The organism is Pseudomonas sp. NPDC079367 (genome assembly GCF_044542195.1).
In the GTDB taxonomy this organism is placed as follows: domain Bacteria; phylum Pseudomonadota; class Gammaproteobacteria; order Pseudomonadales; family Pseudomonadaceae; genus Aquipseudomonas.
In genome coordinates, this window is the sequence record NZ_JBITTW010000008.1 from 73,051 (window position 1) to 98,062 (window position 25,012).

Sequence of the window (25,012 nt, forward strand, 5' to 3'; positions counted from 1 at the left end):
GGGGAAATCAGATGACCTGAACGATCGCGTCCGTCACCGCCTTGATGTTGCTCTGGTTCAGCGCAGCCACGCAGATGCGGCCGGTGTCCAAAGCGTAGATGCCGAACTCGTTACGCAAGCGATGCACCTGTTCGGTGGTCAGGCCAGAGTAGGAGAACATGCCGCGCTGACGACCGACGAAGCTGAAATCGCGGCCCGGGGCTTTTTCTGCCAGGAGGGCAACCATCTGCTCGCGCATGCCGCGAATACGCAGACGCATCTCCGCCAACTCGGCTTCCCACTGTGCACGCAGTTCCGGGCTGTTCAGCACCGCAGCAACGATGCTGGCGCCGTGGGTCGGTGGGTTGGAGTAGTTGGTGCGAATGACGCGTTTGACCTGCGACAGCACGCGCGCGCTTTCTTCTTTCGATTCGCTGATGATCGACAATGCGCCAACGCGCTCGCCGTACAGCGAGAACGACTTGGAGAACGAGCTGGAAACGAAGAAGGTCAGGCCGGACTCGGCGAACAGACGCACGGCAGCGGCGTCTTCATCGATGCCGTCGCCGAAACCCTGGTAAGCCATGTCGAGGAACGGCACGTGCCCTTTGGCCTTGACCACTTCCAGCACCTTGTTCCAGTCCGCCGGGGTCAGGTCGACGCCGGTCGGGTTGTGGCAGCAAGCGTGCAGGACAACGATCGAGCCGTTCGGCAGGGCGTTGAGGTCGTCGAGCATGCCGGCACGGTTCACGTCGTGCGTGGCAGCGTCGTAGTAACGGTAGTTCTGCACCGGGAAACCGGCGGTTTCGAACAGCGCGCGGTGGTTTTCCCAGCTCGGGTCGCTGATCGCCACGACGGCGTTCGGCAGTAGTTGCTTGAGGAAGTCGGCACCGATTTTCAGTGCGCCGGTCCCGCCGACGGCTTGAGTGGTGATGACGCGACCGGCGCTGATCAGCGGCGAGTCGTGGCCGAACAGCAGTTTTTGCACGGCCTGGTCGTAGGCAGCGATGCCGTCGATCGGCAGGTAACCGCGCGAAGCGTGTTGAGCGACCCGAATCGTCTCGGCTTCGATCACCGCGCGCAGCAGTGGAATTCGCCCCTCTTCGTTGCAATACACGCCCACGCCCAGGTTGACCTTGGTGGTCCGGGTATCGGCGTTGAATGCTTCGTTGAGGCCCAGGATTGGATCGCGGGGTGCCATTTCGACAGCGGAGAACAGGCTCATTATTACGGCGGCTCTGAATGGAGAGTGGAGGGACGTGTAGCGCTCCAGCCGAATGCACTAGAGCGGTGCACAAACGGGGAGCTAGTATAGAGGCCATCACCGCGCAATGGCGACAGGCGAATCGGCTTTTGCGGTAAGTTTTTCCGATTATTTCTTGACCGTTAGTCGATTGAGTTTGTCAGAGTCTTTACCGGATGTAGGACGTTTGCCTTGAAAGCCCAGGCAATCGCCACCACATTAAGCACAATCCAGATTTTTTCTTGCGCGACATCGGTCGTTTGCGGTCGTCCTCGTGGTGCTCCGTCTGTCTCGGAACGCCGCGATTCCAGAGGTGTGTATGTCGGAATTCCAGCTAGTCACCCGCTTCGAGCCCGCCGGCGATCAGCCGACAGCCATTCGCCAGTTGGTTGAAGGCATTGAAGCCGGGCTGGCGCACCAGACGCTGCTCGGTGTGACCGGCTCGGGCAAGACCTTCAGCATCGCCAATGTCATCTCCCAGGTACAGCGGCCAACGCTAGTCCTGGCGCCGAACAAGACCTTGGCCGCGCAGCTTTACGGGGAGTTCAAAGCGTTCTTCCCGAACAACGCGGTGGAATACTTCGTTTCCTACTACGACTACTACCAGCCCGAAGCGTATGTGCCGTCGTCCGACACCTTTATCGAAAAGGACGCGTCGATCAACGACCACATCGAGCAGATGCGCCTGTCCGCGACCAAGGCGTTGCTGGAGCGCAAGGACGCCATTATCGTCACCACGGTGTCGTGCATCTATGGCCTGGGCAGTCCGGAAACCTATCTGAAAATGGTCTTGCACGTTGATCGCGGCGACAAGCTTGATCAGCGCGCGCTGCTGCGGCGCCTGGCGGACTTGCAATACACCCGCAACGACATGGATTTCGCCCGGGCGACGTTTCGCGTACGGGGCGACGTGATCGACATCTTTCCGGCGGAATCGGATCTGGAAGCGATCCGCATCGAGTTGTTCGATGACGAGGTCGAGAGCATTTCCGCTTTCGATCCGCTGACCGGCGAAGTCATCCGCAAGATGCCACGCTTCACTTTCTACCCGAAGAGTCACTACGTGACACCGCGCGAAACCCTGCTCGACGCCATCGAAGGCATCAAGGTTGAACTGCAGGAGCGTCTGGAATACCTGCGCAGCAACAACAAACTGGTAGAAGCCCAGCGTTTGGAGCAGCGCACCCGTTTCGATCTGGAGATGATTCTCGAACTGGGGTACTGCAACGGCATCGAAAACTATTCGCGCTACCTGTCCGGGCGCCCGGCCGGCGCGGCGCCGCCAACGCTTTATGATTACTTGCCGGCCGACGCCTTGCTGGTCATCGACGAATCCCACGTCAGCGTGCCGCAGGTCGGCGCGATGTATAAAGGCGACCGCTCGCGTAAAGAGACGCTGGTCGAATACGGCTTCCGTCTGCCTTCGGCGCTGGATAACCGGCCGATGCGTTTCGACGAGTGGGAAGGGGTCAGCCCGCAGACCATTTTCGTCTCGGCGACGCCGGGCAATTACGAGGCCGAACACGCCGGCCGCGTGGTCGAGCAAGTGGTGCGGCCGACCGGCCTGGTAGACCCGCAGGTTGAAGTGCGGCCGGCGCTGACCCAGGTCGACGACTTGCTCTCGGAAATCACCAAGCGTGTGGCGATCGAGGAGCGCGTGCTGGTCACCACGCTGACCAAGCGCATGGCCGAAGACTTGACCGACTACCTCGCCGACCACGGCGTGCGCGTGCGTTACCTGCACTCGGACATCGACACCGTTGAACGCGTCGAGATTATCCGCGACTTGCGCCTCGGCGTGTTCGATGTGCTGGTCGGCATCAACTTGTTGCGTGAAGGTCTCGACATGCCGGAAGTGTCGCTGGTGGCGATTCTCGACGCCGACAAGGAAGGCTTCCTGCGTTCCGAGCGCTCGCTGATCCAGACCATCGGCCGCGCGGCGCGTAACCTCAATGGTCGCGCGATTCTCTACGCCGATCGCATGACCGGTTCGATGGAGCGGGCCATCGGCGAGACCGAGCGTCGTCGCGAGAAGCAGATCGCCTACAACCTTGAACACGGCATTACCCCAAAAGGCGTGATCAAGGACGTCGCCGACATCATGGAAGGCGCCACCGTGCCCGGTTCGCGCAGCAAGAAGCGCAAAGGCATGGCCAAGGCTGCCGAAGAGAACGCCAAGTACGAAGCCGAACTGCGCTCACCAAGCGAAATCACCAAACGCATCCGCGCGCTGGAAGAGAAAATGTACCAACTGGCGCGGGATCTGGAATTCGAAGCAGCGGCGCAGATGCGCGATGAGATTGCCAAACTGCGCGAACGATTGCTTACGGTTTAAGGGATTGTTCCCACGCTCTGCGTGGGAATGCCGCCCGGGACGCTCTGCGTCCCATCGCTCGCGTGACGCAGAGCGTCACAGGATGCTTTCCCACGCAGAGCGTGGGAACGATCATTGTGTATCCCTGTGGGAGCGAGCTTGCTCGCGAATGGGGGCGACTCGGTATAAGCGAGTCCCGGTTCCGGCTTAAATACCCTGCCCGCTGGAGCGGGGCGGGTGTCGCCTGTTACCATTCGCCGCTTGATTGTTTTGCTTTTCATTCTTTTCGAGACATGCCATGACCACCGTCCGCACTCGCATCGCGCCATCGCCTACCGGGGACCCCCACGTAGGTACCGCTTACATCGCATTGTTCAATTACTGCTTTGCCAAGCAGCACGGCGGTGAGTTCATCCTGCGCATCGAAGACACCGATCAGTTGCGTTCGACCCGCGAGTCCGAACAGCAGATCTTCGACGCCCTGCGCTGGCTCGGCATCGACTGGAGCGAAGGCCCGGATGTCGGCGGCCCGCATGGCCCTTACCGGCAGAGCGAGCGTGGCGATATCTATCAGAAGTATTGCCAGCAACTGGTCGACATGGGCCATGCGTTCCCGTGCTTCTGCACCGCTGAAGAGCTTGATCAGATGCGCGCCGAGCAAATGGCCCGTGGCGAAACTCCGCGTTATGACGGCCGCGCACTGTTGCTGTCGAAGGAAGAAGTCGCCGCGCGCCTGGCCGCTGGTGAACCGCACGTCATCCGCATGAAAGTGCCGAGCGAAGGCGTTTGCGTGGTCCCGGACATGCTGCGTGGCGATGTCGAGATCCCGTGGGATCGCATGGACATGCAGGTGCTGATGAAGACCGACGGCCTGCCGACGTACTTCCTCGCCAACGTCGTCGACGATCACCTGATGGGTATCACCCACGTCCTGCGTGGCGAAGAATGGCTGCCATCGGCACCGAAACTGATCCTGCTTTACGAGTACTTCGGCTGGGAACAACCAGAGCTGTGCTACATGCCGCTGCTGCGTAACCCGGACAAGAGCAAGCTGTCCAAGCGCAAGAACCCGACTTCGGTGACGTTCTACGAGCGCATGGGCTTCATGCCGGAAGCCATGCTCAACTACCTCGGGCGCATGGGCTGGTCGATGCCGGATGAGCGCGAGAAGTTCTCGCTGCAGGAAATGGTCGACAATTTTGACCTCAAGCGCGTATCCCTCGGCGGGCCGATCTTCGACATCGAGAAATTGTCGTGGCTCAATGGCCAGTGGCTGCGCGATCTGCCGGTGGAAGAGTTCGCCGCGCGCGTGCAGAAGTGGGCGTTCAACTCTGAATACATGATGAAGATCGCGCCGCATGTGCAGGGCCGCGTCGAAACATTCAGCCAGGTCGCACCGCTGGCAGGGTTCTTTTTCGCTGGCGGCGTTAACCCGGACGCCAAGCTGTTTGAGTCGAAAAAGCTCTCCGGCGATCAGGTTCGTCAGTTGATGCAGTTGATCCTGTGGAAACTGGAAAGCCTGCGGCAGTGGGAGAAGGACAGCATCACCGCGACGATTCAGGCGGTGGTCGAATCCCTCGAGTTGAAACTGCGCGACGCGATGCCGTTGATGTTTGCGGCGATCACCGGGCAGGCCAGTTCGGTGTCAGTGCTTGATGCGATGGAAATTCTCGGGCCGGACCTCACCCGTTATCGCCTGCGCCAGGCAATCGACCTGCTGGGCGGCGTGTCGAAGAAAGAAAACAAAGAGTGGGAAAAGCTGCTCGGCGCCATTGCCTGAACGCTGTAGGAGCTGCCGAAGGCTGCGATCTTTTGATCCTGCCTTCGGCGTTTCTCCCGAGTTTACGGGGGAGGGCGGTAAGTGATTGTTATCCCGACAAAAAATTTTGAAATTTTTCAAAAATAAGTTTGACAGGCTTTCGATACGCCCTTAAGATTCGCCCCGTCCTCAGCGATGAGGGGCTATAGCTCAGCTGGGAGAGCGCTTGCATGGCATGCAAGAGGTCGACGGTTCGATCCCGTCTAGCTCCACCAATTTACACTTCAAGGTCTGGCCACACCGGCCTTGAAGCGATCAACACTCAGCGTTGATCAGTTGTATGGAAGGGTTTGCGTCCCCTTCGTCTAGTGGCCTAGGACACCGCCCTTTCACGGCGGTAACAGGGGTTCGAGTCCCCTAGGGGACGCCAGTTTTACAGAAGTGATGTTGCAAGAGATCACTCCGCCGCGAGGCGAAAAATCCGGGGCTATAGCTCAGCTGGGAGAGCGCCTGCATGGCATGCAGGAGGTCAGCGGTTCGATCCCGCTTAGCTCCACCAATTTTACAGTTCAAGGTCTGGCCACACCGGCCTTGAATCGATCAGCTCTCAGCACTGATCAGTTGTATAGAAGGGTTTGTGTCCCCTTCGTCTAGTGGCCTAGGACACCGCCCTTTCACGGCGGTAACAGGGGTTCGAGTCCCCTAGGGGACGCCACGATTACCCGCTCTGCGGGATTTATAAGGGTCATTCAATTATTGAATGGCCCTTTTGTTTGTCTGGCGTTTGGCCAATTCTCCATTTTCCTTACACTGTGCTTCAGACCAGCGGTCATATTCATGACTTGCGGAATATTATTATGCGAATAATATTCTAGTCGTAATATTCGGAGGCGACGATGAACGATAAAAAAGCTCAAACCCGCGAACGTATCCTCAAGGCAGCCAGCGCCGCACTGATTCAACGCGGACCGGCAGACCCGAGCGTGGGTGAAGTGATGGGCGCAGCCGGCCTGACCGTCGGCGGCTTCTATGCGCACTTCGAAAGCAAGGACGCGATGATGCTTGAAGCGTTCAGGCAATTGCTGGGCCGGCGTCGCGACCTGATTGCCGACATGGATGCCGATCTGACTGGCGAAGAACGTCGCGCCTTGGTGGCTGCGTTCTATCTGTCACGCAAACACCGGGATTCCAGCGACGCCGCGTGCCCGATTCCGGCGTCGATTGGCGAACTTGGCCGTCTGCCCGAGTCGTTCCGCATCGCGCTGAACGAGCATTTGGAGTTGATGGTGGCGCAACTGGCAGCCAGTCCTGAAGACACCGACAAGGCTTTGGCCGATGTCGCGCTGATGGTGGGTGGTCTGGCCCTGGCAAGAGCGCTGGGTCCGGGAGAGTTATCCGATCGATTGCTGCGCGCTGCCAAGTCGGCTGTGCGTTGACCTGAAGGCAACAAGCCTGAGGAGAGAGCGATGAACGCGTTGAAGTGGGTTCGTGGCGTTAACGGCACCTTGGGCTGGATTGCACCGAAACAGGTGGCGAGCAAAATGCGTCTGGCATTCATGACGCCTCGCGCGCTGCCGCTGCGGGACTGGGAGCTGCCATTGCTGGCGAGCTCCGAGCGCATCACTTTGCGCTTCGGCCTGTCGGCGCTGCGCTGGGGCCAGGGCCCTACGGTGTTGCTGATGCACGGTTGGGAAGGACGGCCCACGCAATTCGCCTCGCTGATCAATGCTCTGGTCGAAGCCGGCTATACCGTCGTCGCACTCGACGGCCCGGCCCATGGTCGCTCGCCCGGGCGCGAAGCCAATGTGGTGCTGTTCGCCCGCGCCATGCTTGAAGCCGCTGCCGAATTGCCGCCGCTGCAAGCGGTTATCGGCCATTCCATGGGCGGTGCCAGTGCGATGCTCGCCGTGCAACTGGGCCTGCGCACCGAAACCCTGGTGAGCATTGCCGCTCCGTCGCGCATTCTCGGCGTGCTGCGCGGTTTCGCGCGCATGGTCGGCATGCCGCCGCGAGCGCGATCCGCGTTCATTCGTCAGGTCGAACAGGACGTCGGCATGCGCGCCGCGACCCTCGATGTGGCGCAGTATCAGCTGGATATGCCGGGCTTGATCGTGCATGCCGAGGACGACAATTTCGTCTCGGTCAAGGAATCGCAGCTGATTCACGAAGCCTGGTTCGACAGCCGCCTGCTGCGTTTGGAGAGTGGCGGTCATCAACGCGTGCTGGCCGACCCTCGAGTGATTGATGGCGTGTTATCACTGCTGGCCGGGCGCAGCCTTCAGGCGCGCCAATCGGCCTGAGCTCCGTTACACTGCCCCGGTTGAAAACTTTGACCGGGAGTGGGGCATGGGCTGGGATCGGGCAACGCCGTTTACCATTGATCTGCAAGTAGGCGCTGAGGACATCGACGGGCTCGGGCACGCCAATAACGCGGTGTACGTGACTTGGCTCGAGCGCTGCGCCTGGCGCCACTCGCAACGCCTGGGGCTGGACCTGGTCGAGTATCGGCGGCTGGATCGGGCGATGGCCGTTGTTCGCCATGAAATCGATTATCTGGCTGCGGCTTATGAGGGCGATGAGTTGCAGTTGGCGACCTGGATCGTCGATTGGGATCAGCGCCTGAAAATGACCCGGCATTTCCAGCTCAAGCGCCCCAGTGACAATGCCACCCTGTTGCGCGCCCAGACCACCTTTGTCTGCATCGAACTGTCGACAGGCAAGCCCAAGCGCATGCCGGCCGAGTTTATCGACGGCTATGGCCCGGCGATCTGGCTCCAGCCTGACCCGGTCCGGTAGCGATCTTTTGATTTTGCTTTTTGCAGATCAAGACCAAAGATCGCGGCCTTCGGCAGCTCTTACAGGGGATCTGCGGTTTTCTGCGATATCCAGTAAACTGCCGGACGTTTTTTCTTCAAGTAGTCTTTCCCATGCAAATTGCTCTGGCGCCCATGGAGGGGTTGGTCGACGACATCCTGCGCGACGTGCTGACCCGCGTTGGCGGCATTGACTGGTGCGTGACCGAATTCATTCGGGTCAACGACCAGTTGCTCACCCCGGCGTACTTTCACAAATTCGGCCCCGAGCTGCTCAACGGCGCCTGCACTGCGTCTGGTGTGCCGCTGCGCGTGCAGTTGCTCGGTTCCGATCCGGTGTGCCTGGCGGAAAACGCCGCGCTGGCTTGCGAACTCGGTTCTGAAGTGATTGACCTCAACTTCGGCTGTCCGGCCAAGACCGTCAACAAATCCCGTGGTGGTGCCGTGCTGCTCAAGGAGCCGGAGCTGCTCAACCGGATCGTCGAGCACGTCCGTCGCGCCGTACCGGCGCATATCCCGGTCACCGCGAAAATGCGCCTGGGTTTCGACAGCCCCGACGGTTCGCTGGTCTGCGCCACGGCGCTAGCCGAGGGCGGCGCCGAGCACATTGTTGTTCACGCCCGAACCAAAGTTGACGGCTACAAGCCGCCGGCCCATTGGGAGTGGATCCCGCGCGTACAGGACGTGGTCAAGGTGCCGGTGTTCGCCAACGGTGACATCTGGAGCGTTGAAGACTGGCGCCGTTGCCGGGAAATCAGCGGCGTAGAAGACATCATGCTCGGCCGCGGTCTGGTTTCCCGCCCGGATCTGGCCCGGCAGATCGCCGCCGCTCGCGCTGGTGAAGAGGTCGTCGAGATGACCTGGGCCGAACTGATGCCTTTGATCCAGGATTTCTGGCTGCAGGCCAAAGCGCAGATGACCGCGCGGCAATCGCCCGGCCGCCTCAAGCAATGGCTGGCCATGTTGACGCGCAACTACTGCGAAGCCGCCGAGCTGTTCACCGTTCTGCGGCGCGAAACCGAGCCTGATCAGGTCTCCCGTTTGCTCGGATTGCCGCTCGTCGAGGCCGCGTAAAAAATCTGAAATTAATCTCTTGAAATCAAAACAGCGGTCCCTATCTAAGGGGTACGCGATGCCGAATTCGGGTCGCGGAGACACAAAACCTTGCTGATTGTTTTCAGGAGATTTGAATCATGAGTACTGCATTTTCTCTCGCGCCACTGTTCCGTTCCTCGGTAGGTTTCGACCGTTTCAACGATCTGTTCGAAACTGCGCTGCGTAACGAGCCAGGCAGCAGCTACCCACCTTACAACGTCGAAAAACACGGTGATGACCAATACCGTATCGTCGTTGCGGCCGCCGGTTTCCAGGAAGAAGACCTGGACCTGCAAGTCGAAAAGGGTGTGCTGACCATCAGTGGCGGCAAGCGCGACACTGACGAGAGCGTCACGTTCTTGCACCAGGGCATCGCTCAGCGAGCCTTCAAGCTGTCGTTCCGTCTGGCCGACCACATCGAGATCAAAGACGCTGCACTGCGCAACGGCCTGCTGAGCATCGATCTGCTGCGTGTGGTCCCGGAAGAAGCGAAAGCCAAGCGCATCCCGATCAATGGAGCGCAGCAACCGGCGTTGCAGCATTGATTCACGTGCTGACACACAATCGTCTGAACCGACGATAAGCCGTTGAACGAAAGGCCCCGAAACGTCGGGGCCTTTTTTGTGTGCGCTGTCTCGTCCTGAATAAGGTTTACACCTTCTGACCTATCCTCAGGAGGAACCAATGGAATCGGGAAAAAGGCGCAGTCAACGTGATTACACGCTGGGCTTTAAATTAGCGGTCGTCGATCAGGTTGAAAAGGGCGAACTGAGTTATAAAGAGGCTCAACGACGTTATGGGATCCAGGGTCGGTCGACTGTGTTGGTGTGGTTACGCAAGCATGGAAGGCAGGACTGGAGCCAAGGCGCCTCCATTCGTGCCCAGAGGAATCGACCGATGGCCGAGCCAAATTTGCCGCTGACACCAGAGCAGCGAATCAAGGAGCTGGAAGAAAAGCTGGCCCTTGCCAACCAGAAAGCCCAATTTTTTGAAGCTGTCGTTGACGTGCTGAAGAACGATTACGGTGTTTCTGTCGTAAAAAAGCGATCCGGCAAGTCCTCAGCCAAGGGCAAATCGAAGGCCTGAGTGTTACCAGGGCTTGCCAGTTTTTGGGCATTTCACGGCAGGCGTATTACAAGCGAAATCGAGCTTACGACGCGCAAGCTAGCCACGCGCAAAAGGTGCTGGGGTTTGTGCTGGAGACACGCCTTGAAATGCCCCGGCTGGGCACCCGCAAGCTGCACGGCCTTATGCAGTCCGAACCTGAACTGACGCAAACGGTAGGCCGAGATCGGTTGTTCGATATTTTGCGGGATCATCGGCAACTGGTTCCACGCAAACGCGCTTATCACAAGACTACCGATAGTCATCATCGCTTCCGTCGACATCCGAATCGGCTCAAGCCTGGCCCTGACCAGGTCACTGCCACCGGCCCGGAACAGGTCTAGGTGGCGGATATAACCTATTTGCCGACCGAGCAAAGTGTCGCTTACGTAAGTCTGGTCACTGATGCGTTCTCGCGCAAAATAGTCGGCCATCATGTGCATGAAAGCCTGCATACCGAGTCCGTGATCCGTGCGATGAGGAATGCTCTTCGACACCGAAGAACCAATCAGCCGCTGGTACATCACTCCGATCGGGGCTCGCAATACTGCTCTAATCTCTATCAAAAGCTGCACGCCAAGCATGGGGTCAGATGTTCGATGACTGATGGCTACGACTGCTACCAGAATGCTCTGGCGGAACGAGTGAATGGGATTCTGAAAACAGAATTTCTTCTACACCGCCCCAAAGACCTTGCCCAAGCCAAGCGCATGGTTGAGGAATCGATAGAAATCTATAACCGTAAGCGACCTCATTTGTCCCTGAAATACAAAACGCCCGATGCGGTGCATCGGGCGTTTTGAAACTGAAACAGGTGTAAACCTATTTCAGGACTAGACACGCAGAAAAAGCGATGCGGCGTTTGCTGCTGCTGTCGGGGCTCTTTACAATCTGCACAATTTTGCCGACCCCCATTTTGCGGCAGTCGGCCTGGAGCCTTTGTTCATGGACGAAATCAAACAGCGCTGGCTGTGCGCCTTGTCCGCACCGATGGCCGCGCTCAACACCGGCGCCGGGTATGACGACCCTGCGTTCTGCGACGACCGTTATATCGACCTCAAAGAGAGTTGGGGAATCGATGATCGGCAGCAATTGTTCGACATGCTCGAGCGGATGACTGACGACGGTCATGCCAAACACCTCAGTTCGGCCTATTGGGCATGGCAGCGTTGTTTGCCGAGTGAATGGCAAGCGTTGCTCGAAGATCTCAGTCCGCGTGAACGTGTCCTCCATGAGTTTGCCAGTCGTACCTTCGCCAGCTGTGGTCCCGGCGGTATCCTGTCCTGGGATTATGGCCGCATGGGATTTCTGCTGCGCTGCGCAGTGCGTAATCAATGGATCGATCTGGCCGAGAGCAACTGGTTGCACAGTCGATTGGCATTGAGGGCACAGTTTCATTACGGCAACTGGATGGCTTATTTCAGCGGCTTTCTGATAGGGCGAACCTTCTGGTGCTGCTTGAGCAAAAGCGATGATGAACTGGCGGTCGAGATGAGTCGCGAGGGCGCCAGCGCTTTCAACACCAGGATTGCTCGTGGGCTTGCGCAGAACATTCCACACTTTCTCGCCGATCTGCCTTGGCACATGGACATTGATGCGCCGCCTCGTCCGGCATCGCTTGGGGAGTTCGACTGGTCATGAGTTGCTGGATTCGACTGGGCATAGAGCCGACTACCGACGAAACCCTGATTCGCACCGCCTACCGCGCCCGTCTGCCGGCGCACCATCCGGAAAGCGACCCGGAAGGGTTTCAGGCGCTACGCATGGCCTATGAAAACGCCCTGCGTCTGGCGCGTGAAGGGGAGGAGGAAGAGGCCGAAGACGAGATTGACGCTGCACAAGCCAATGTTGTTGAGGTTCCGCGGGCGTTCGTGGATTTCTGTGCGTTGCTGGATGATCCCGCTCGCCGGTTCCACTTCGCGGCATGGGAAACATTCGTCCGCAGCCTCGACGACTTGTCGCTGGAAGTGCTCGATGATCTGAGTTGGGGCTTGTATCACCGAATGGCCGACGCCGGTCCGTTGTCCTACCGTTGCGCGAATCTGTTGGCGCAACGCATGGCCTGGGACCAGCAACTGCTGGCTCTGGGATTCCATGACGCGCAAGCGGTAGAAACCTTTTTGCAGCGCATCAAGACGCCTGACCCGTTTGATACGGATCTGATGAGTACATGGCCAGAGCCAGCACAGACCGAATCGCTGTGGTATGCCCGCAGCCTTGACTACATCTTCACCCACCGACCCCTGCATGAGTTTGCCGATTTTGTCACGCGGCACACGTGCGTGCCGTTGCCCAATGATGCCGCCTATCTCAAGCGTTTGCTGGTGCAGTTCACCCAAGCGGGGATTGGCACCCCGACGTTCTTGCACCGTTGTGTCGAACAACACGATGCCGCGCCGGATAACTTCGACTGGCTGTACCTGCTGGCGTGTCAATACAGCTTGTCGGGACGCGACGATCAAGCGTTTACATGCTGGATTCGGCTTTGGAGCGAACATCGTCATCCCATGGCCGAAAATCGTTTGCTGGAGCTGTGCGCCAAGCGTCAGCCGACCTTTCTACCGTTGCTGATTCAGGCCTTCGACCGTCTGGAAGACTGCCCCGGTTGGTCGGATGATCTGGGCGATGAGTGCCAGGTGTTTGGCAGTCCGTCACAACGCCCCGAGACGTTGACTCGCTGGTTGGGTGTCGGGCGGCTCACGCTTGATGGACTGGCGCGTAGCTTTGTTGACTGGCGGATGGTGGGCGATGAGCTGCCATTGCTCGCGCAATTACTCGGCGAGCACCACGACAGCCGTTTGCTGCGTCTGTACCGGCACGCCTGGGCGCTGCACCGCGGTGATTCGGCCTTGTTGCAGCAGCTTGTCGACGAACCGCTCCCTGTTGACGCGCTGGAACGCCTGGTGTTGAGCGAGTTCAAGTATCAGGCTCGGCAACATCTGCGCTGGTTGGAGAGTGCGCCTGTAGCGCAGGCCATGAGCGCTTTCACTGACTCGCGGGCACTCTCACCGCAATGGCCGTCGGCGTTGTCCGAAGGCGAACTGCACAAGGTTTGTCGGCTGTGGTTGCAGCGCTTGCGACCCTACAGCGACACCGCGCTCGCGCGCATTGCGGACGCGTTCGAACTGCGTGCAGTCAAAGACGGCAATGACCTGACAGAGCTCGATCTGATGCTCCAACTGAGTCGTCGCGCGACGGGGTTACCGCCGATCGGGTTAGGCGCGGCGATCTGGGATTGGCACGCTCAAACCGCGTTTTTGCTGGCATTGCTGGAGCAACCGGAGCGCTGGTTGCAATTGATTGATGCGCAGTGCCTGGAACGCTTGTCGTTCAATCCTGCGCATCCCTTGAGTCGGCTGCAGCCACTATTGCGGCGCTTGCTGCGTGAGCAGGGTAATTGCGCCGGTTTGCTGGGCTGGTTGCAGGGCGACGATCCGGTACACGGTTTGCTGGTGCAACAACTCTTCAGTGTCGAACAGGCCCTCGACAGCGCCAGGCTGCCCGCCAATACACTGCTTTACACCTGCGTCGAAAGTGACCGAGCGGCGTGCGGCGACGATCTGCTGGGCTTGTTGATGTTCTGGAGCGTGCTTTACCACGATCCAGGCCTGAGCGCCGAGCAACACCGGACGTTATTGCAATCGATTGCAGCGGTCAGCTGTGAGGATGACTGGTTTGAAGGCTTTCGCGACGGTCTGATCAAGGGCGAACCGGTGTGGCCACCGCGCAAAGTGTTGACGGATTTCGGTGTCGACAAACTGTTGGCTTATGAAGCGCTGGATGCGCTCAAGGGTTTGATTCGTTACGGCGCCGCCGGTGTACCGAAAACGCGAGTGTTACGGCAACTGCAGCAGGGTAAGGATGACGTGCAGAACAGCGTCGGCTTGCGCTTGGCATTGTGCGCGTTGCTGTCATGGTCGGAGCGTTTATTGTTGGCCAGCGGTGATGTTCAGCCAGTACCGGCCAGGGCGTTCTGGCGCCTCGGAACACGGTTGGGGCGCAAGGCTTTTATCGCACAGGTCTTGGGGTGTGTCGTGCTAACGCCAATCGCCGGGCTGATAACGGGCACAACGATTGGCGGGATCGTCATCATGTTGCTCGGCGCGCTGCTGTTGTTTGCGGCGGTTCTACGGCGATTGCATGATATGGGCCGTGGCATTCCCACGCTGCTGATAATGCTTGGGCTGACGCCGTTTCTGCCATTCCTGCCGCTGGTGTTGTTCGGTTTCGCTGGAGACAAGTTGCCCAATCGCTATGGCGTGCCGCCGGACAGCGGGGAACACGTGTTGTCCGGCGGGCTGCAGGCCGCTTTACGGCGACTGAACGGCTAAAGACGCAGTTGATCCAGCGCATTGTTCAGCGCTGAGCGGTGGCTGGCGATCTCTGCAGATTGCTGGCCGCCGAGCACGGTAGTGAAGCTGTCCAGCCATTCGGCAATTTGCTCGCGCTGGCTGCCCAGACTCTGCATCCAGGCCCGTTCCAGTCGTGCCAGCAAGGTACGGTTGGGCAGGGCGTCGCGCGGATGCACCTTCAATGTCGAAAGACGGTTGTGGCTGGCCTGCCGAGCCTGCTCGTCCAGCCCAGTGGGACTGCGATCGATGCTATGGCTGTGGCGTTCGCCGGTATTGAGCAGGGTTACGTCGACTTCAAGCAGGCCGTTAATGTCATAGCTGAAGCGCACGTCCAACGCTTGTATCTCTTCGCTGGGCGTCAAGGTGACATCGAAAATATCGATCAGAATGTTGTCACGCACCCATGGTCTTTCCCCCTGATAAACCGCAATCCGGATCACCGTTTGTCGAGGATGAGTGGTGTAGTAACGCTCGACTCTGGAGGTTGGAATAATAGTGTTGCGCTCAATGATTGGCGAAAATGCTCCGTCGATATCCTTGCCGCGCATGGTTTCAATCCCCAGCGTATAGGGGCAGACATCCGTCAGGATCAGTTCTTCAACCGCACCGTCCCGCGCCTTGCATGCCGCCTGCGTCGCCGCGCCCAGCGCCACAATGGTGTCCGGGTCGAGATGCCGATAAGGTAGGCGTCCGAACAGCGTGGCAACCATCTGCTGCACCGTCGGCATGCGCGTGGCGCCACCGACCAGCACGAGGCTGTCGAGGTCGCGTGGTTTCAGTCGGGCATCGCGCAAGGCCTGTTCGATGGGTGCGCGCAAGCGGGCCAGCAACGGCTCCCAGATCTTCACCGCAGCGGCTTCATCCAGTTCCCATTCGAACGTTCGCTCGGCGTGGCGCCAGCTCAACTGCTGCGCGCCTTCACCGAGTTTGCATTTCAGCTGTTCCAGCGCATCACCGAGACTGGCCATGGCTTGCGCATCGATCGATGAAGGTGTGAGTTGCCAGTGTTTCAGGCAGGCCTGCAGCAGGGCGGCAGTGAAATCCTCGCCGCCGAGAAAGTTGTCGCCAGTGGAGGCATGCACTTCGATCAACGGCAGCGCGTATTCGAGCACGGTGACGTCGAATGTGCCGCCGCCGAGGTCGAAAATCAGCGTGCGTTCGAATTTCTGCTCGTGCAGGCCGTACGCCATGGCGGCAGCGGTCGGCTCATTGATCAGGCGCGTCACGGACAGCCCGGCCAGTTCGGCGGCGAACAAGGTGCGCTTGCGCTGTTCGTCACTGAAATACGCCGGTACGGAAATGACCGCTTCTGTAACCGGTTGGCCTAGAAACGCTTCCGCGTCCTGCTTGAGTGAGCCAAGCACCAGCGCCGACAATTCTTCCGGGCTGAACCGGCGTGTGCCGAGCTGGATTTGTCGGTCGCTGCCCATGAAGCGCTTGAACGCGGCAGTGGTGCGTTCCGGGTGCGTGGTCAGGCGGGCGCGGGCGGCTTTGCCGACCAGAATCGTATCGTCTTCATCGAGACTGACCACCGACGGTGTCAGTACGTCGCCGAGGGCGTTGGCGATCAGTTCAGCGCGGCCCTCACGCCAGACGGCGATCAGGCTGTTGGTGGTACCAAGGTCGATGCCCAGCAAGGCCGGGCGGAGAAGGGTTGCATCCTGCATGGTTGCTCTCGAAACGGCGCAAAAACCGCGACCCTACAGGCTGCCGCAAACTGTGGCAATTGTTGCTCTGTTGCCAGGCTGTGCAACCGCCGATTCAGGGCAGCATTTTTTTCAGATCCTTGAGCGCCACCGGCCGGCTATGCAGATAGCCCTGATACAAGTGGCAGTCCAATTCTTGCAAAAACGCCAGTTGCGCCGGCGTCTCCACGCCTTCGGCAATGACTTCCAGCTCAAGGCTGCGGGCCATTGCGACGATTGCCCGAATGATCTCCGCGACGTTGGAGTCGGTGGTCGCGTCGCGGATGAACGACTGGTCGATTTTCAACGTGTCTACCGGCAGGCGTTTCAGATAGGTCAGCGATGAATAACCGGTGCCGAAATCGTCCATGGCGAAACTCACTCCGAGCTTTTTCAAACGGCGCATTTTGCTGATGGTGTCTTCCAGGTTCTGAATGACGATGCCTTCGGTGATCTCCAGTTTCAGCAGCGAGCAGGGCAGGCCGTGACTGCTCAGGCTGTGTTCGATGCGTTCGACGAAATCGTTCTGCCGGAACTGCCGTGGGCTGATGTTCACGCACAGGCTGAAGTTGAGCGGGTCGACCCGTTTCAACGCGATCAGTTGTTTGAAGGCGTTGCAGGCTTCATCGAGGATCCAGGTGCCGACTTCGAGAATCAGGCCGCTGTCTTCCAGCACTTTGATGAATTCGGTGGGCGATTGCGCGCCGAGTTCGGGGTGATTCCAGCGCACCAGCGCTTCGGCGCCGATGATGCGATTGTCGCGGGCATCGACCTGCGGTTGAAAGTGCACGTTGAACTCGCCGCGAGACAGCGCCAGACGCAGGTCCGTCTCCATGCGCAGGCGCTCGCTGGCCGCTTTCTGCATGGTGTTGTGATACATCTGCGTGGTGTTGCGCCCGGAATCCTTGGCCCGGTACAGGGCGATGTCGGCGCGTTTGAGCAGGTCGGTCGGGGTCGAACCATGATCGGGAATCAGCGCCACGCCAATGCTCGGCGTTACTTGCAGGCGCTGACCGTCGAGGAACATCGGCTCCGAAAGCAGTTCGCGAATGGTGTCGGCCAGCGCGCGCACTTGTTCGCTGACTTCACTGCGTGAACCCTCAAGCCCACTAAGCAACACCACGAACTCATCGCCACCGAGGCGCGCTACCGTGTCTTCCATGCGCACGCTGGCTTCGAGCCGCGCGGTGATGATTTTCAGCACGGTGTCGCCGACCGGGTGACCGAGGGAATCGTTGATGTGCTTGAAGTGGTCGAGGTCGAGAAACAGCAAGGCGCCGCGCAGATTATGGCGCTTGAGCAGGGCGATCTGCTGGCTCAGGCGATCCATCAGCAGGGCGCGGTTGGGCAGGTTGGTCAGCGGGTCGTGGTAGGCCAGGTGACGGATCTGCGCTTCGGCGTTTTTCAACAGGCTGACGTCGCGCGCGGTCAGCAGCAGGCACGCGGTTTCGTTAAGGGTGATCGGCTCGACCGAGACTTCCACCGTGAGCAGTTCGCCGCGCTTGTTGCGCCCCAGCATTTCCTGATGATGCACGCGGCCCTTGATCTGCAGTTCGGCGAGTAGCGTCGAGCGCTGTTTTTCTTCGGCCCAGATGCCCACCTGGTAAACGGTTTTGCCCACCACTTCGTCGGCGCGGTAACCGGTGAGGCGACAGAAGCCGTCGTTGACCTCCAGATATCGCCCGGTGTCGCGCTCGGTGATGGTGATGGCGTCGGGACTGGAGTGAAACGCCTTGGCGAATTTTTCCTCGCTGGCCTTCAGTGCCGCTTCCGAGCGTTGTTGCTGGGTGATGTCGCGCAAGGTGGTGACGATGCACGGCTGATCACCAACGCTGATCTGCCGGCTGGAAATCACGCAGGTCAGCGACTGGCCGTCCTTGTGCTGAACCAGAATGGCCACGTTGCTCAGGCCTTGTTCACGAATGACCCGTTCGATGCGTTGCAGGCTTTTTGCCGAGGCGTCCCACAGGCCGATTTCTTCAGCGGTGTGGCCGATCACATCGGCGGCGCTCCAGCCAAAGGTCTGGCTGAAGCTGGAGTTGATCTCGATGAATTCCCCGGTTTCCTGACGCGTTACGCAAATCGGATCGGGGCTGACCTGAAACAACGTGGCGAATTTCTCTTCCGAGGCCACCAGCCGCTGCTCGCGCTCGACCTGATCGGTGATGTCCAACAGCGTGCCGGCCATGCGCAGCGGCGCGCCGTTTTCGTCACGATAGAGGCGCGCGCGGCTTTCCAGATAGCGCGAGCTGCCGTCGGGCAATTGCACGCGATAGGTCAGTTGATAATTGCCCGCCGGGCCTTCGCGCAGGCTTCGGTAGGCATCGCGCATGGTGTCGCGCTCCTCGCCCGGTACGCCTTCGAAAAACTCCTCGAATGACTCGTGAAACGGAATCGGTTCCAGCCCGTGCAATTGCGCGGCGCGCGCCGAGCCGTAAAGCATGCCGCTGGGGATGTGCCAGTCCCAGGTGCCGAGTTGCGCCGAATCCAGCGCCAGGTCGAGGCGTTCCTGGCTGTCCTTCAAGGCCAGTTCGGCGGCTTTGCGCTCGGTGGTGTCGAGGAACGTGCTGAGCAGATAGGGCTGGCCTTCGAGCTCGACCTTTTGCGCGCTGAGGATGCCATCGTGGACCTGGCCGTTGCTGGCACGGAACTGCACTTCCATGCTGATCAGTTCACCCTTGGCCTTGGTTTTCTTCACCAGTTCGGCGCGTTGTTCCGGGTGCACCCACAAGCCAAGCTCCAGCGTGGTGCGGCCGATGGCGCTTTGCACCGGCCAGCCGAACAGGCTTTCGAAATACTGATTGGCCTCGCTGATCAGACCGTCCTCCTGACGGGTGAGCAGAACCATGTTCGGGCATAGATGGAAAAGTGTAGCGAAACGTTTCTCCGAGCTGCTGAGGGCTTGCTCGCGTTGGCGTTGGTGGGTGATTTCGCGAATCACCCCGATCATTCGGGGCCGGCCGTTTTTGTCCGGCAGCAGGCTGCCGCTGATCTCCAGCCAGTGCAGGCTGCCGTCGGGCCAGCGGATGCGGTGGTGCATCGCCTGCTCCAGCGGTGCGCCGGCGATTACCGCGTGGAAGGCGCGCACGGTTTTCGCGCGGTCTTCCGGCGGCAACAGGTCGAGGTATTCAAGGTCTGCCGGAAGCGGCTGCCGTGGATCGAAACCGAACAACGCCTGCGTGCCGCGCGACCAACTGATCTGCCCGCGCTCGATGTCCCAATACCAGGCACCGAGCCGCGCGCCGTTGAGCGCGGCGAGCAATTGCGGCGCGCTTTCCCAGCTCTGCTCGGAATGGCGCGGATCAACAGCCTGGATTCGCGGCATCGGCGGAATTCGGTCAACAGATTTCGGCATTGTCAGCGGGCCTTGAGCTTAGTGGCGTGAGGCACAGGAGCGGCTCTATAGGAGTAGCACAAGTCAGGCCGGGGTCCCTGGCCGATCGATTTGTGCGTCCAGCAGGGCCATGAAGGCTCTTGCTGCATTCGATAGCGTCCGTTCGGTGTGCAAGATATAGCCTAGCTGGCGAGTGAGCTGTATGCCCGGCAATGCGATGCTTGCCACTTGTTCGTCGAGCATGGTGCGCGGCAGCACGCTCCAGGCCAAGCCGATGGAGACCATCATCTTGATGGTTTCCAGGTAGTTGGTGCTCATGGCGATGTTCGGCGTCAGGCCTTGGGCTTCGAACAAACGCTGGACGATGTGATGGGTAAAGGTGTTGCCACCAGGGAAAACCGCCGGATGGCCGGCAATGTCGGCCAGACTGACGGCGCCGTTGTTGATCAGCGAGTGCTCCGGCGCCACGACAAAATCCAGCGGGTCGTCCCACACCGGGGTGGCTTTGACCAGCGTGTGCGGCTCCGGCGCCAGCGTGATAACTGCCAGTTCTGCACGGCCGTGGAGAATTTCCTCGTAGGCCACTTCCGAATCGAGGAACTGAATATCCAGCGCGACCTGTGGGTAGCGGCGGGTGAACTCCCTTAATAAGGGCGGCAAGCGATGCAGGCCGATGTGGTGACTGGTGGCCAGGGTCAGGCGACCGCTGACTTCGCCGGTGAGGTTGGTCAGGGCCCGGCGGGTGTCGTCAAGCACGTTGAGAATCTGATAAGCCCTTGGCAACAGGGCGCGGCCGGCCTCGGTCAGGCCAACTTCGCGGCCCAGTCGGTCGAACAGGCGCACCTTTAATTGTTGCTCAAGCCCGGCGATGCGTTTGCTGATTGCCGGTTGGGTCAGGTGCAGGCGTTCGCCAGCGCCCGAGAAGCTGCCAGTCTCGGCGATGGCGATAAAAGCGTTCAGGTTAGCCAGATCCATGTCGCATTCCAGTTGGTTATCCAAAGCATAAAAAATATGAATTTGAGTTATTTAATCTAACCCCATAGGATCGGCCTCACAAGCCAAAGGGTTATTGATAAGCCCAGGGCATAGAAACAAGCTGATGAGGAACCGTCTGATGGCCGGCAAAACGCTGTACGACAAGCTCTGGGATTCGCATTTGGTCAAGCAGCGCGACGATGGCTCTGCGCTGATCTACATCGACCGTCACATCATTCACGAAGTGACCTCGCCGCAAGCCTTCGAAGGCTTGCGTCTGGCCGGGCGCAAGCCGTGGCGCATCGATGCCAACATCGCGACCCCGGACCACAACGTACCGACTACGCCGGAGCGCAAGGGCGGCATTGAAGCCATTGCCGATCAGGTTTCGCGTTTGCAGGTGCAGACCCTCGACGACAACTGCGATGAATACGGCATCGTCGAGTTCAAGATGAACGACGTTCGCCAGGGCATCGTCCACGTGATCAGCCCGGAGCAGGGGGCGACCTTGCCGGGCATGACTGTGGTCTGCGGCGACTCGCACACCTCCACCCATGGTGCATTCGGTGCATTGGCACACGGCATCGGCACCTCCGAGGTCGAGCATGTGCTCGCTACTCAGTGCCTGGTCGCCAAGAAAATGAAAAACATGCTGGTGCGCGTCGAAGGCCAATTGCCGTTCGGCGTGACCGCCAAGGACATCGTCCTTGCGGTGATCGGCAAGATCGGCACCGCCGGCGGTAATGGCCATGCCATCGAGTTCGCCGGCAGCGCGATCCGTGATCTGTCAGTCGAAGGCCGCATGACCATCTGCAACATGTCCATCGAAGCCGGCGCCCGCGTGGGGTTGGTGGCGGCGGATCAGAAGACCATCGACTACGTCAAAGGTCGTCCATTCGCGCCGAAGGGCGAGCAGTGGGACATGGCCGTCGAAGCCTGGAAAGATCTGGTCTCCGACGCCGACGCCAAATTCGACACCGTGGTCGAGCTCGACGCCACGCAGATCAAGCCGCAAGTCAGCTGGGGCACTTCCCCGGAGATGGTTTTGGCCGTTGATCAGAACGTGCCTGATCCGGCTAAAGAGATGGATCTGGTCAAGCGCGACTCAATCGTCCGCGCCTTGAAATACATGGGGCTGACCGCCAATCAGGCGATCACCGACATTCAGCTCGATCGCGTGTTCATCGGTTCCTGCACCAACTCGCGCATCGAAGACTTGCGCGCCGCTGCAGTGATCGCCAAGGGCCGCAAGGTGGCCTCGACCATCAAGCAGGCAATCGTCGTGCCGGGCTCGGGTCTGGTGAAAGCGCAGGCTGAAGCCGAAGGTCTGGACAAGATTTTCCTCGAAGCCGGTTTCGAATGGCGTGAGCCGGGCTGCTCGATGTGCCTGGCGATGAACCCGGACCGTTTGGAGTCCGGCGAGCATTGCGCCTCGACCTCCAACCGCAACTTCGAAGGCCGTCAGGGCGCTGGTGGCCGCACTCACCTGGTCAGCCCGGCCATGGCGGCGGCAGCAGCGGTGAACGGCCGTTTCATCGACGTTCGTGAATTGATCTAAAGGAGCGCAGCATGAAAGCTTTTACCCAGCACACTGGTCTTGTCGCGCCTCTGGATCGTGCCAACGTCGACACCGATCAGATCATTCCCAAGCAGTTCCTGAAATCGATCAAACGCACTGGCTTCGGTCCGAACCTGTTCGACGAGTGGCGTTATCTGGATGTCGGCCAGCCGTATCAGGACAACTCCAAGCGCCCGTTGAACAAGGATTTCGTGCTCAACGCCGAGCGTTATCAAGGCGCCAGCGTGTTGCTCGCCCGCGAGAACTTCGGCTGCGGTTCGAGCCGTGAACACGCGCCGTGGGCGCTGGAAGAGTACGGTTTCCGTAGCATCATCGCGCCGAGCTACGCCGACATCTTCTTCAACAACAGCTTCAAGAACGGCCTGCTTCCGATCATCCTCAGCGATGCGCAAGTTGATGAACTGTTCAAGCAGGTTGAAGCCGAGCCGGGTTATCAATTGCACGTCGACCTGCAAGCGCAGACCGTGACCCGTCCGGATGGCAAGGTCTACAGCTTTGAGATTGATGCGTTCCGCAAGCACTGCCTGCTCAATGGTCTGGACGATATCGGCCTGACCCTGCAGGACGGCGATGCGATCGCGACGTTCGAGGCCAAGCATCGGGTCAGCCAGCCGTGGTTGTTTCGCGACGCGTAAGCAAGATTTCAGATTGATGCAGTCAGGGCTGACCTCTTCGCGAGCAAGCCCGCTCCCACAGGGGAATGCATTTTCAAAGGTGTGAGCGGGCTTGCTCGCGAAGGCGGTAGCTCAAACAACACAAATGCCAGGAAATGACCATGACCAGGACCGCCCAACACACCCAGGTCGTCCAGAAGCAATTCGGCGACCAGGCCGCCGCTTACCTGAGCAGCGCCGTTCACGCCCAAGGCAGTGAATTCGCGCTGCTGCAGGCTGAGCTGGCCGGGCAGGGCGGGGCGCGCGTGCTCGATCTGGGGTGCGGTGCCGGTCATGTGAGTTTTCATGTGGCACCGCTGGTCAGGGAAGTGGTGGCTTACGATCTGTCGCAGCAAATGCTCGATGTGGTTGCCGGCGCCGCCGTCGATCGCGGCTTGAGCAACATCGTTACCGTCAACGGCGCAGCCGAGCGCTTGCCGTTTGCCGATGGCGAGTTCGATTTTGTGTTCAGCCGGTATTCGGCGCATCACTGGAGCGACCTCGGCCTGGCCTTGCGCGAAGTGCGCCGGGTGCTCAAACCGGGCGGGGTGGCAGCGTTCGTTGATGTGTTGTCACCGGGCAGCCCGTTGTTCGACACTTACCTGCAAAGCGTTGAAGTGCTGCGCGACACCAGTCATGTCCGCGACTACTGCGCCGCCGAGTGGCTGCGCCAGGTCAGCGAGGCCGGTCTGCATGTGCGCAGCACCACGCGTCAGCGCCTGCGTCTGGAGTACAGCAGTTGGGTCGAGCGCATGCGTACGCCCGATGTCATGCGCGCAGCGATCCGCCAGTTGCAGCAGTCGATGGGCAACGAAGTGCGCGAGTATTTTGAAATTGATGCCGATGGCTCGTTCAGTACCGACGTAATCGTACTGATGGCTGAGCGATAAGCATTTTTCCGGGCGCGCCGGTGAAGGCGCACCGCTTGAAGACACGAGGAAAGCATGAGCAAGCAGATTCTGATTCTCCCGGGTGACGGTATCGGTCCGGAAATCATGGCCGAAGCGGTCAAGGTGCTGGAGTTGGCCAATGACAAGTACAGCCTGGGCTTCGAGCTGAGTCACGACGTGATCGGTGGCGCGGCCATCGATAAGCACGGCGTGCCATTGGCCGACGAAACCCTGGATCGCGCCCGCGCTGCCGACGCCGTGCTGCTGGGGGCGGTCGGTGGCCCGAAATGGGACACCATCGAGCGTGACATCCGTCCTGAGCGCGGCCTGCTGAAAATCCGTGCGCAACTGGGCCTGTTCGGCAACCTGCGCCCGGCGATCCTGTATCCGCAACTGGCCGACGCCTCGAGCCTGAAGCCGGAAATCGTCGCCGGCCTGGACATCCTCATCGTCCGTGAGCTGACCGGCGGTATTTACTTCGGTGCGCCGCGCGGCACCCGTACGCTGGACAACGGCGAGCGTCAGTCCTACGACACCTTGCCGTACAGTGAAAGCGAAATCCGCCGCATCGCTCGTGTCGGTTTCGACATGGCCATGGTTCGTGGCAAGAAGCTGTGCTCGGTGGACAAGGCCAACGTGCTGGCGTCCAGCCAACTGTGGCGTGAAGTGGTCGAGCAAGTGGCCAAAGACTATCCAGAGGTCGAGCTGAGCCACATGTACGTCGACAACGCCGCCATGCAACTGGTGCGTGCACCGAAGCAGTTCGACGTGATCGTCACCGACAATATGTTCGGTGACATTCTCTCCGACGAAGCGTCGATGCTCACTGGCTCCATCGGCATGCTGCCGTCGGCCTCGCTGGACTCCAACAACAAGGGCATGTACGAGCCTTGCCACGGCTCCGCTCCGGACATCGCAGGCCAAGGCATTGCCAACCCGTTGGCGACCATCCTTTCGGTGTCGATGATGCTGCGTTACAGCTTCAATCTGCACGACGCCGCCGATGCCATCGAGAAAGCCGTCAGCGTTGTGCTCGATCAGGGCTTGCGCACCGGCGATATCCATTCGGCCGGTTGTACCAAAGTCGGTACGCAGCAAATGGGCGACGCAGTAGTCGCCGCGCTGCGGAATCTGTAATCTCTCGGGCCCGCTGCGAAATTCAATACAAAGCAGCGGCCCACTTTTCAAGAAGGTGTAGTTGCGATGAAAAGAGTAGGACTGATCGGTAGGCGCAGGA

The 25,012-nt window shown here is 59.8% G+C and carries 17 protein-coding genes, 4 tRNA genes and 2 pseudogenes (1 of these 23 cut by a window edge); 19 read left to right on the plus strand and 4 right to left on the minus strand.

The features are described 5' to 3' along the window. Nucleotides 1-7: 7 nt before the first annotated feature. Complete coding sequence (locus ACIGDJ_RS10520; protein WP_101160043.1) at nucleotides 8-1,204, minus strand: amino acid aminotransferase; 1,197 nt, start codon at nucleotides 1,202-1,204, stop codon at nucleotides 8-10. A 337-nt stretch (nucleotides 1,205-1,541) separates the two neighbouring features. Here ACIGDJ_RS10520 and uvrB point away from each other — a divergent pair, with 337 nt between their 5' ends. The 14 genes and pseudogenes from uvrB (at nucleotide 1,542) to ACIGDJ_RS10590 (ending at nucleotide 14,638) form a co-directional block, all read left to right on the plus strand. Beyond that, nucleotides 1,542-3,557 (plus strand): excinuclease ABC subunit UvrB, encoded by a 2,016-nt coding sequence (gene uvrB, locus ACIGDJ_RS10525; protein WP_101160040.1) that lies wholly within the window; start codon nucleotides 1,542-1,544, stop codon nucleotides 3,555-3,557. Between the two features lie 277 nt (nucleotides 3,558-3,834). After that, the gene (gene gltX / locus ACIGDJ_RS10530) at nucleotides 3,835-5,316 is read left to right on the plus strand and encodes a glutamate--tRNA ligase (protein WP_397479065.1); all 1,482 of its coding nucleotides are present in this window, start codon (nucleotides 3,835-3,837) and stop codon (nucleotides 5,314-5,316) included. Between the two features lie 178 nt (nucleotides 5,317-5,494). Then, nucleotides 5,495-5,570: transfer RNA gene (locus ACIGDJ_RS10535), tRNA-Ala, on the plus strand. A gap of 79 nt (nucleotides 5,571-5,649) precedes the next feature. Continuing rightward, nucleotides 5,650-5,725, plus strand: a tRNA-Glu gene (locus tag ACIGDJ_RS10540). A 53-nt stretch (nucleotides 5,726-5,778) separates the two neighbouring features. Beyond that, nucleotides 5,779-5,854: transfer RNA gene (locus tag ACIGDJ_RS10545), tRNA-Ala, on the plus strand. 80 nt (nucleotides 5,855-5,934) lie between these two features. Further along, nucleotides 5,935-6,010 (plus strand) — tRNA-Glu (locus ACIGDJ_RS10550). A gap of 181 nt (nucleotides 6,011-6,191) precedes the next feature. Continuing rightward, the gene (locus tag ACIGDJ_RS10555) at nucleotides 6,192-6,731 is read left to right on the plus strand and encodes a TetR/AcrR family transcriptional regulator (protein WP_397479066.1); all 540 of its coding nucleotides are present in this window, start codon (nucleotides 6,192-6,194) and stop codon (nucleotides 6,729-6,731) included. A 30-nt stretch (nucleotides 6,732-6,761) separates the two neighbouring features. Continuing rightward, nucleotides 6,762-7,595: an alpha/beta fold hydrolase gene (locus tag ACIGDJ_RS10560; RefSeq protein WP_101160032.1), complete on the plus strand. Its 834-nt coding sequence runs from the start codon at nucleotides 6,762-6,764 to the stop codon at nucleotides 7,593-7,595. A 46-nt stretch (nucleotides 7,596-7,641) separates the two neighbouring features. Beyond that, a complete protein-coding gene (locus ACIGDJ_RS10565) occupies nucleotides 7,642-8,091 on the plus strand; it encodes a thioesterase family protein (protein ID WP_313006182.1) in 450 nt (149 codons plus the stop codon). Between the two features lie 131 nt (nucleotides 8,092-8,222). Next, nucleotides 8,223-9,182 (plus strand): tRNA dihydrouridine synthase, encoded by a 960-nt coding sequence (locus ACIGDJ_RS10570; RefSeq protein WP_397479067.1) that lies wholly within the window; start codon nucleotides 8,223-8,225, stop codon nucleotides 9,180-9,182. Between the two features lie 119 nt (nucleotides 9,183-9,301). Further along, the gene (locus ACIGDJ_RS10575; protein WP_101160023.1) at nucleotides 9,302-9,748 is read left to right on the plus strand and encodes an Hsp20 family protein; all 447 of its coding nucleotides are present in this window, start codon (nucleotides 9,302-9,304) and stop codon (nucleotides 9,746-9,748) included. Between the two features lie 139 nt (nucleotides 9,749-9,887). After that, a pseudogene (locus ACIGDJ_RS10580) lies at nucleotides 9,888-11,110 on the plus strand (IS3 family transposase). Nucleotides 11,111-11,252: 142 nt separating this feature from the next. Next, nucleotides 11,253-11,948, plus strand: a complete 696-nt coding sequence (locus tag ACIGDJ_RS10585) for a DUF1266 domain-containing protein (protein ID WP_101160020.1) — start codon at nucleotides 11,253-11,255, stop codon at nucleotides 11,946-11,948. Beyond that, a complete protein-coding gene (locus tag ACIGDJ_RS10590) occupies nucleotides 11,945-14,638 on the plus strand; it encodes a DUF805 domain-containing protein (RefSeq protein ID WP_397479068.1) in 2,694 nt (897 codons plus the stop codon). Before ACIGDJ_RS10585 ends, ACIGDJ_RS10590 begins: the two co-directional genes overlap by 4 nt. On the opposite strand, the gene ACIGDJ_RS10595 is transcribed toward ACIGDJ_RS10590, so the two are convergent. From ACIGDJ_RS10595 to ACIGDJ_RS10605, 3 genes are all read right to left on the minus strand, one after another. Then, nucleotides 14,635-16,326 (minus strand): Hsp70 family protein, encoded by a 1,692-nt coding sequence (locus ACIGDJ_RS10595; RefSeq protein ID WP_397479069.1) that lies wholly within the window; start codon nucleotides 16,324-16,326, stop codon nucleotides 14,635-14,637. The two genes, ACIGDJ_RS10590 and ACIGDJ_RS10595, sit on opposite strands and share 4 nt — an antisense overlap. 94 nt (nucleotides 16,327-16,420) lie before the next feature. Beyond that, on the minus strand, nucleotides 16,421-19,699 hold the full coding sequence (locus tag ACIGDJ_RS10600) for a PAS domain S-box protein (protein ID WP_397479070.1): 3,279 nt from the start codon (nucleotides 19,697-19,699) through the stop codon (nucleotides 16,421-16,423). Between the two features lie 63 nt (nucleotides 19,700-19,762). Further along, on the minus strand, nucleotides 19,763-20,653 hold the full coding sequence (locus ACIGDJ_RS10605; protein WP_042609424.1) for a LysR family transcriptional regulator: 891 nt from the start codon (nucleotides 20,651-20,653) through the stop codon (nucleotides 19,763-19,765). A 139-nt stretch (nucleotides 20,654-20,792) separates the two neighbouring features. Here ACIGDJ_RS10605 and leuC point away from each other — a divergent pair, with 139 nt between their 5' ends. From leuC to asd, 5 genes and pseudogenes are all read left to right on the plus strand, one after another. Beyond that, entirely contained in the window at nucleotides 20,793-22,211 is a 1,419-nt protein-coding gene (gene leuC / locus ACIGDJ_RS10610) for a 3-isopropylmalate dehydratase large subunit (RefSeq protein WP_313006169.1), read from the plus strand. An 11-nt stretch (nucleotides 22,212-22,222) separates the two neighbouring features. Next, nucleotides 22,223-22,867 carry a 3-isopropylmalate dehydratase small subunit gene (gene leuD, locus ACIGDJ_RS10615; protein ID WP_313006167.1) on the plus strand — a complete coding sequence of 215 codons (645 nt, stop codon included), beginning with the start codon at nucleotides 22,223-22,225 and terminating at the stop codon, nucleotides 22,865-22,867. A gap of 140 nt (nucleotides 22,868-23,007) precedes the next feature. Beyond that, nucleotides 23,008-23,775: a class I SAM-dependent methyltransferase gene (locus ACIGDJ_RS10620; protein WP_101160006.1), complete on the plus strand. Its 768-nt coding sequence runs from the start codon at nucleotides 23,008-23,010 to the stop codon at nucleotides 23,773-23,775. 54 nt (nucleotides 23,776-23,829) lie between these two features. After that, complete coding sequence (gene leuB / locus ACIGDJ_RS10625) at nucleotides 23,830-24,912, plus strand: 3-isopropylmalate dehydrogenase (protein ID WP_090282646.1); 1,083 nt, start codon at nucleotides 23,830-23,832, stop codon at nucleotides 24,910-24,912. A gap of 66 nt (nucleotides 24,913-24,978) precedes the next feature. Further along, a pseudogene (asd, locus tag ACIGDJ_RS10630) lies at nucleotides 24,979-25,012 on the plus strand (aspartate-semialdehyde dehydrogenase); it runs 1,019 nt beyond the window's last position.

Coding starts and splice junctions, on each gene's coding strand:
- ACIGDJ_RS10520 (WP_101160043.1), bottom strand. CDS start 1,204: ATGAGCCTGTTCTCCGCTGTCGAAATGGCACCCCGCGATCCAATCCTG.
- uvrB (WP_101160040.1), top strand. CDS start 1,542: ATGTCGGAATTCCAGCTAGTCACCCGCTTCGAGCCCGCCGGCGATCAG.
- gltX (WP_397479065.1), top strand. CDS start 3,835: ATGACCACCGTCCGCACTCGCATCGCGCCATCGCCTACCGGGGACCCC.
- ACIGDJ_RS10555 (WP_397479066.1), top strand. CDS start 6,192: ATGAACGATAAAAAAGCTCAAACCCGCGAACGTATCCTCAAGGCAGCC.
- ACIGDJ_RS10560 (WP_101160032.1), top strand. CDS start 6,762: ATGAACGCGTTGAAGTGGGTTCGTGGCGTTAACGGCACCTTGGGCTGG.
- ACIGDJ_RS10565 (WP_313006182.1), top strand. CDS start 7,642: ATGGGCTGGGATCGGGCAACGCCGTTTACCATTGATCTGCAAGTAGGC.
- ACIGDJ_RS10570 (WP_397479067.1), top strand. CDS start 8,223: ATGCAAATTGCTCTGGCGCCCATGGAGGGGTTGGTCGACGACATCCTG.
- ACIGDJ_RS10575 (WP_101160023.1), top strand. CDS start 9,302: ATGAGTACTGCATTTTCTCTCGCGCCACTGTTCCGTTCCTCGGTAGGT.
- ACIGDJ_RS10585 (WP_101160020.1), top strand. CDS start 11,253: ATGGACGAAATCAAACAGCGCTGGCTGTGCGCCTTGTCCGCACCGATG.
- ACIGDJ_RS10590 (WP_397479068.1), top strand. CDS start 11,945: ATGAGTTGCTGGATTCGACTGGGCATAGAGCCGACTACCGACGAAACC.
- ACIGDJ_RS10595 (WP_397479069.1), bottom strand. CDS start 16,326: ATGCAGGATGCAACCCTTCTCCGCCCGGCCTTGCTGGGCATCGACCTT.
- ACIGDJ_RS10600 (WP_397479070.1), bottom strand. CDS start 19,699: ATGCCGAAATCTGTTGACCGAATTCCGCCGATGCCGCGAATCCAGGCT.
- ACIGDJ_RS10605 (WP_042609424.1), bottom strand. CDS start 20,653: ATGGATCTGGCTAACCTGAACGCTTTTATCGCCATCGCCGAGACTGGC.
- leuC (WP_313006169.1), top strand. CDS start 20,793: ATGGCCGGCAAAACGCTGTACGACAAGCTCTGGGATTCGCATTTGGTC.
- leuD (WP_313006167.1), top strand. CDS start 22,223: ATGAAAGCTTTTACCCAGCACACTGGTCTTGTCGCGCCTCTGGATCGT.
- ACIGDJ_RS10620 (WP_101160006.1), top strand. CDS start 23,008: ATGACCAGGACCGCCCAACACACCCAGGTCGTCCAGAAGCAATTCGGC.
- leuB (WP_090282646.1), top strand. CDS start 23,830: ATGAGCAAGCAGATTCTGATTCTCCCGGGTGACGGTATCGGTCCGGAA.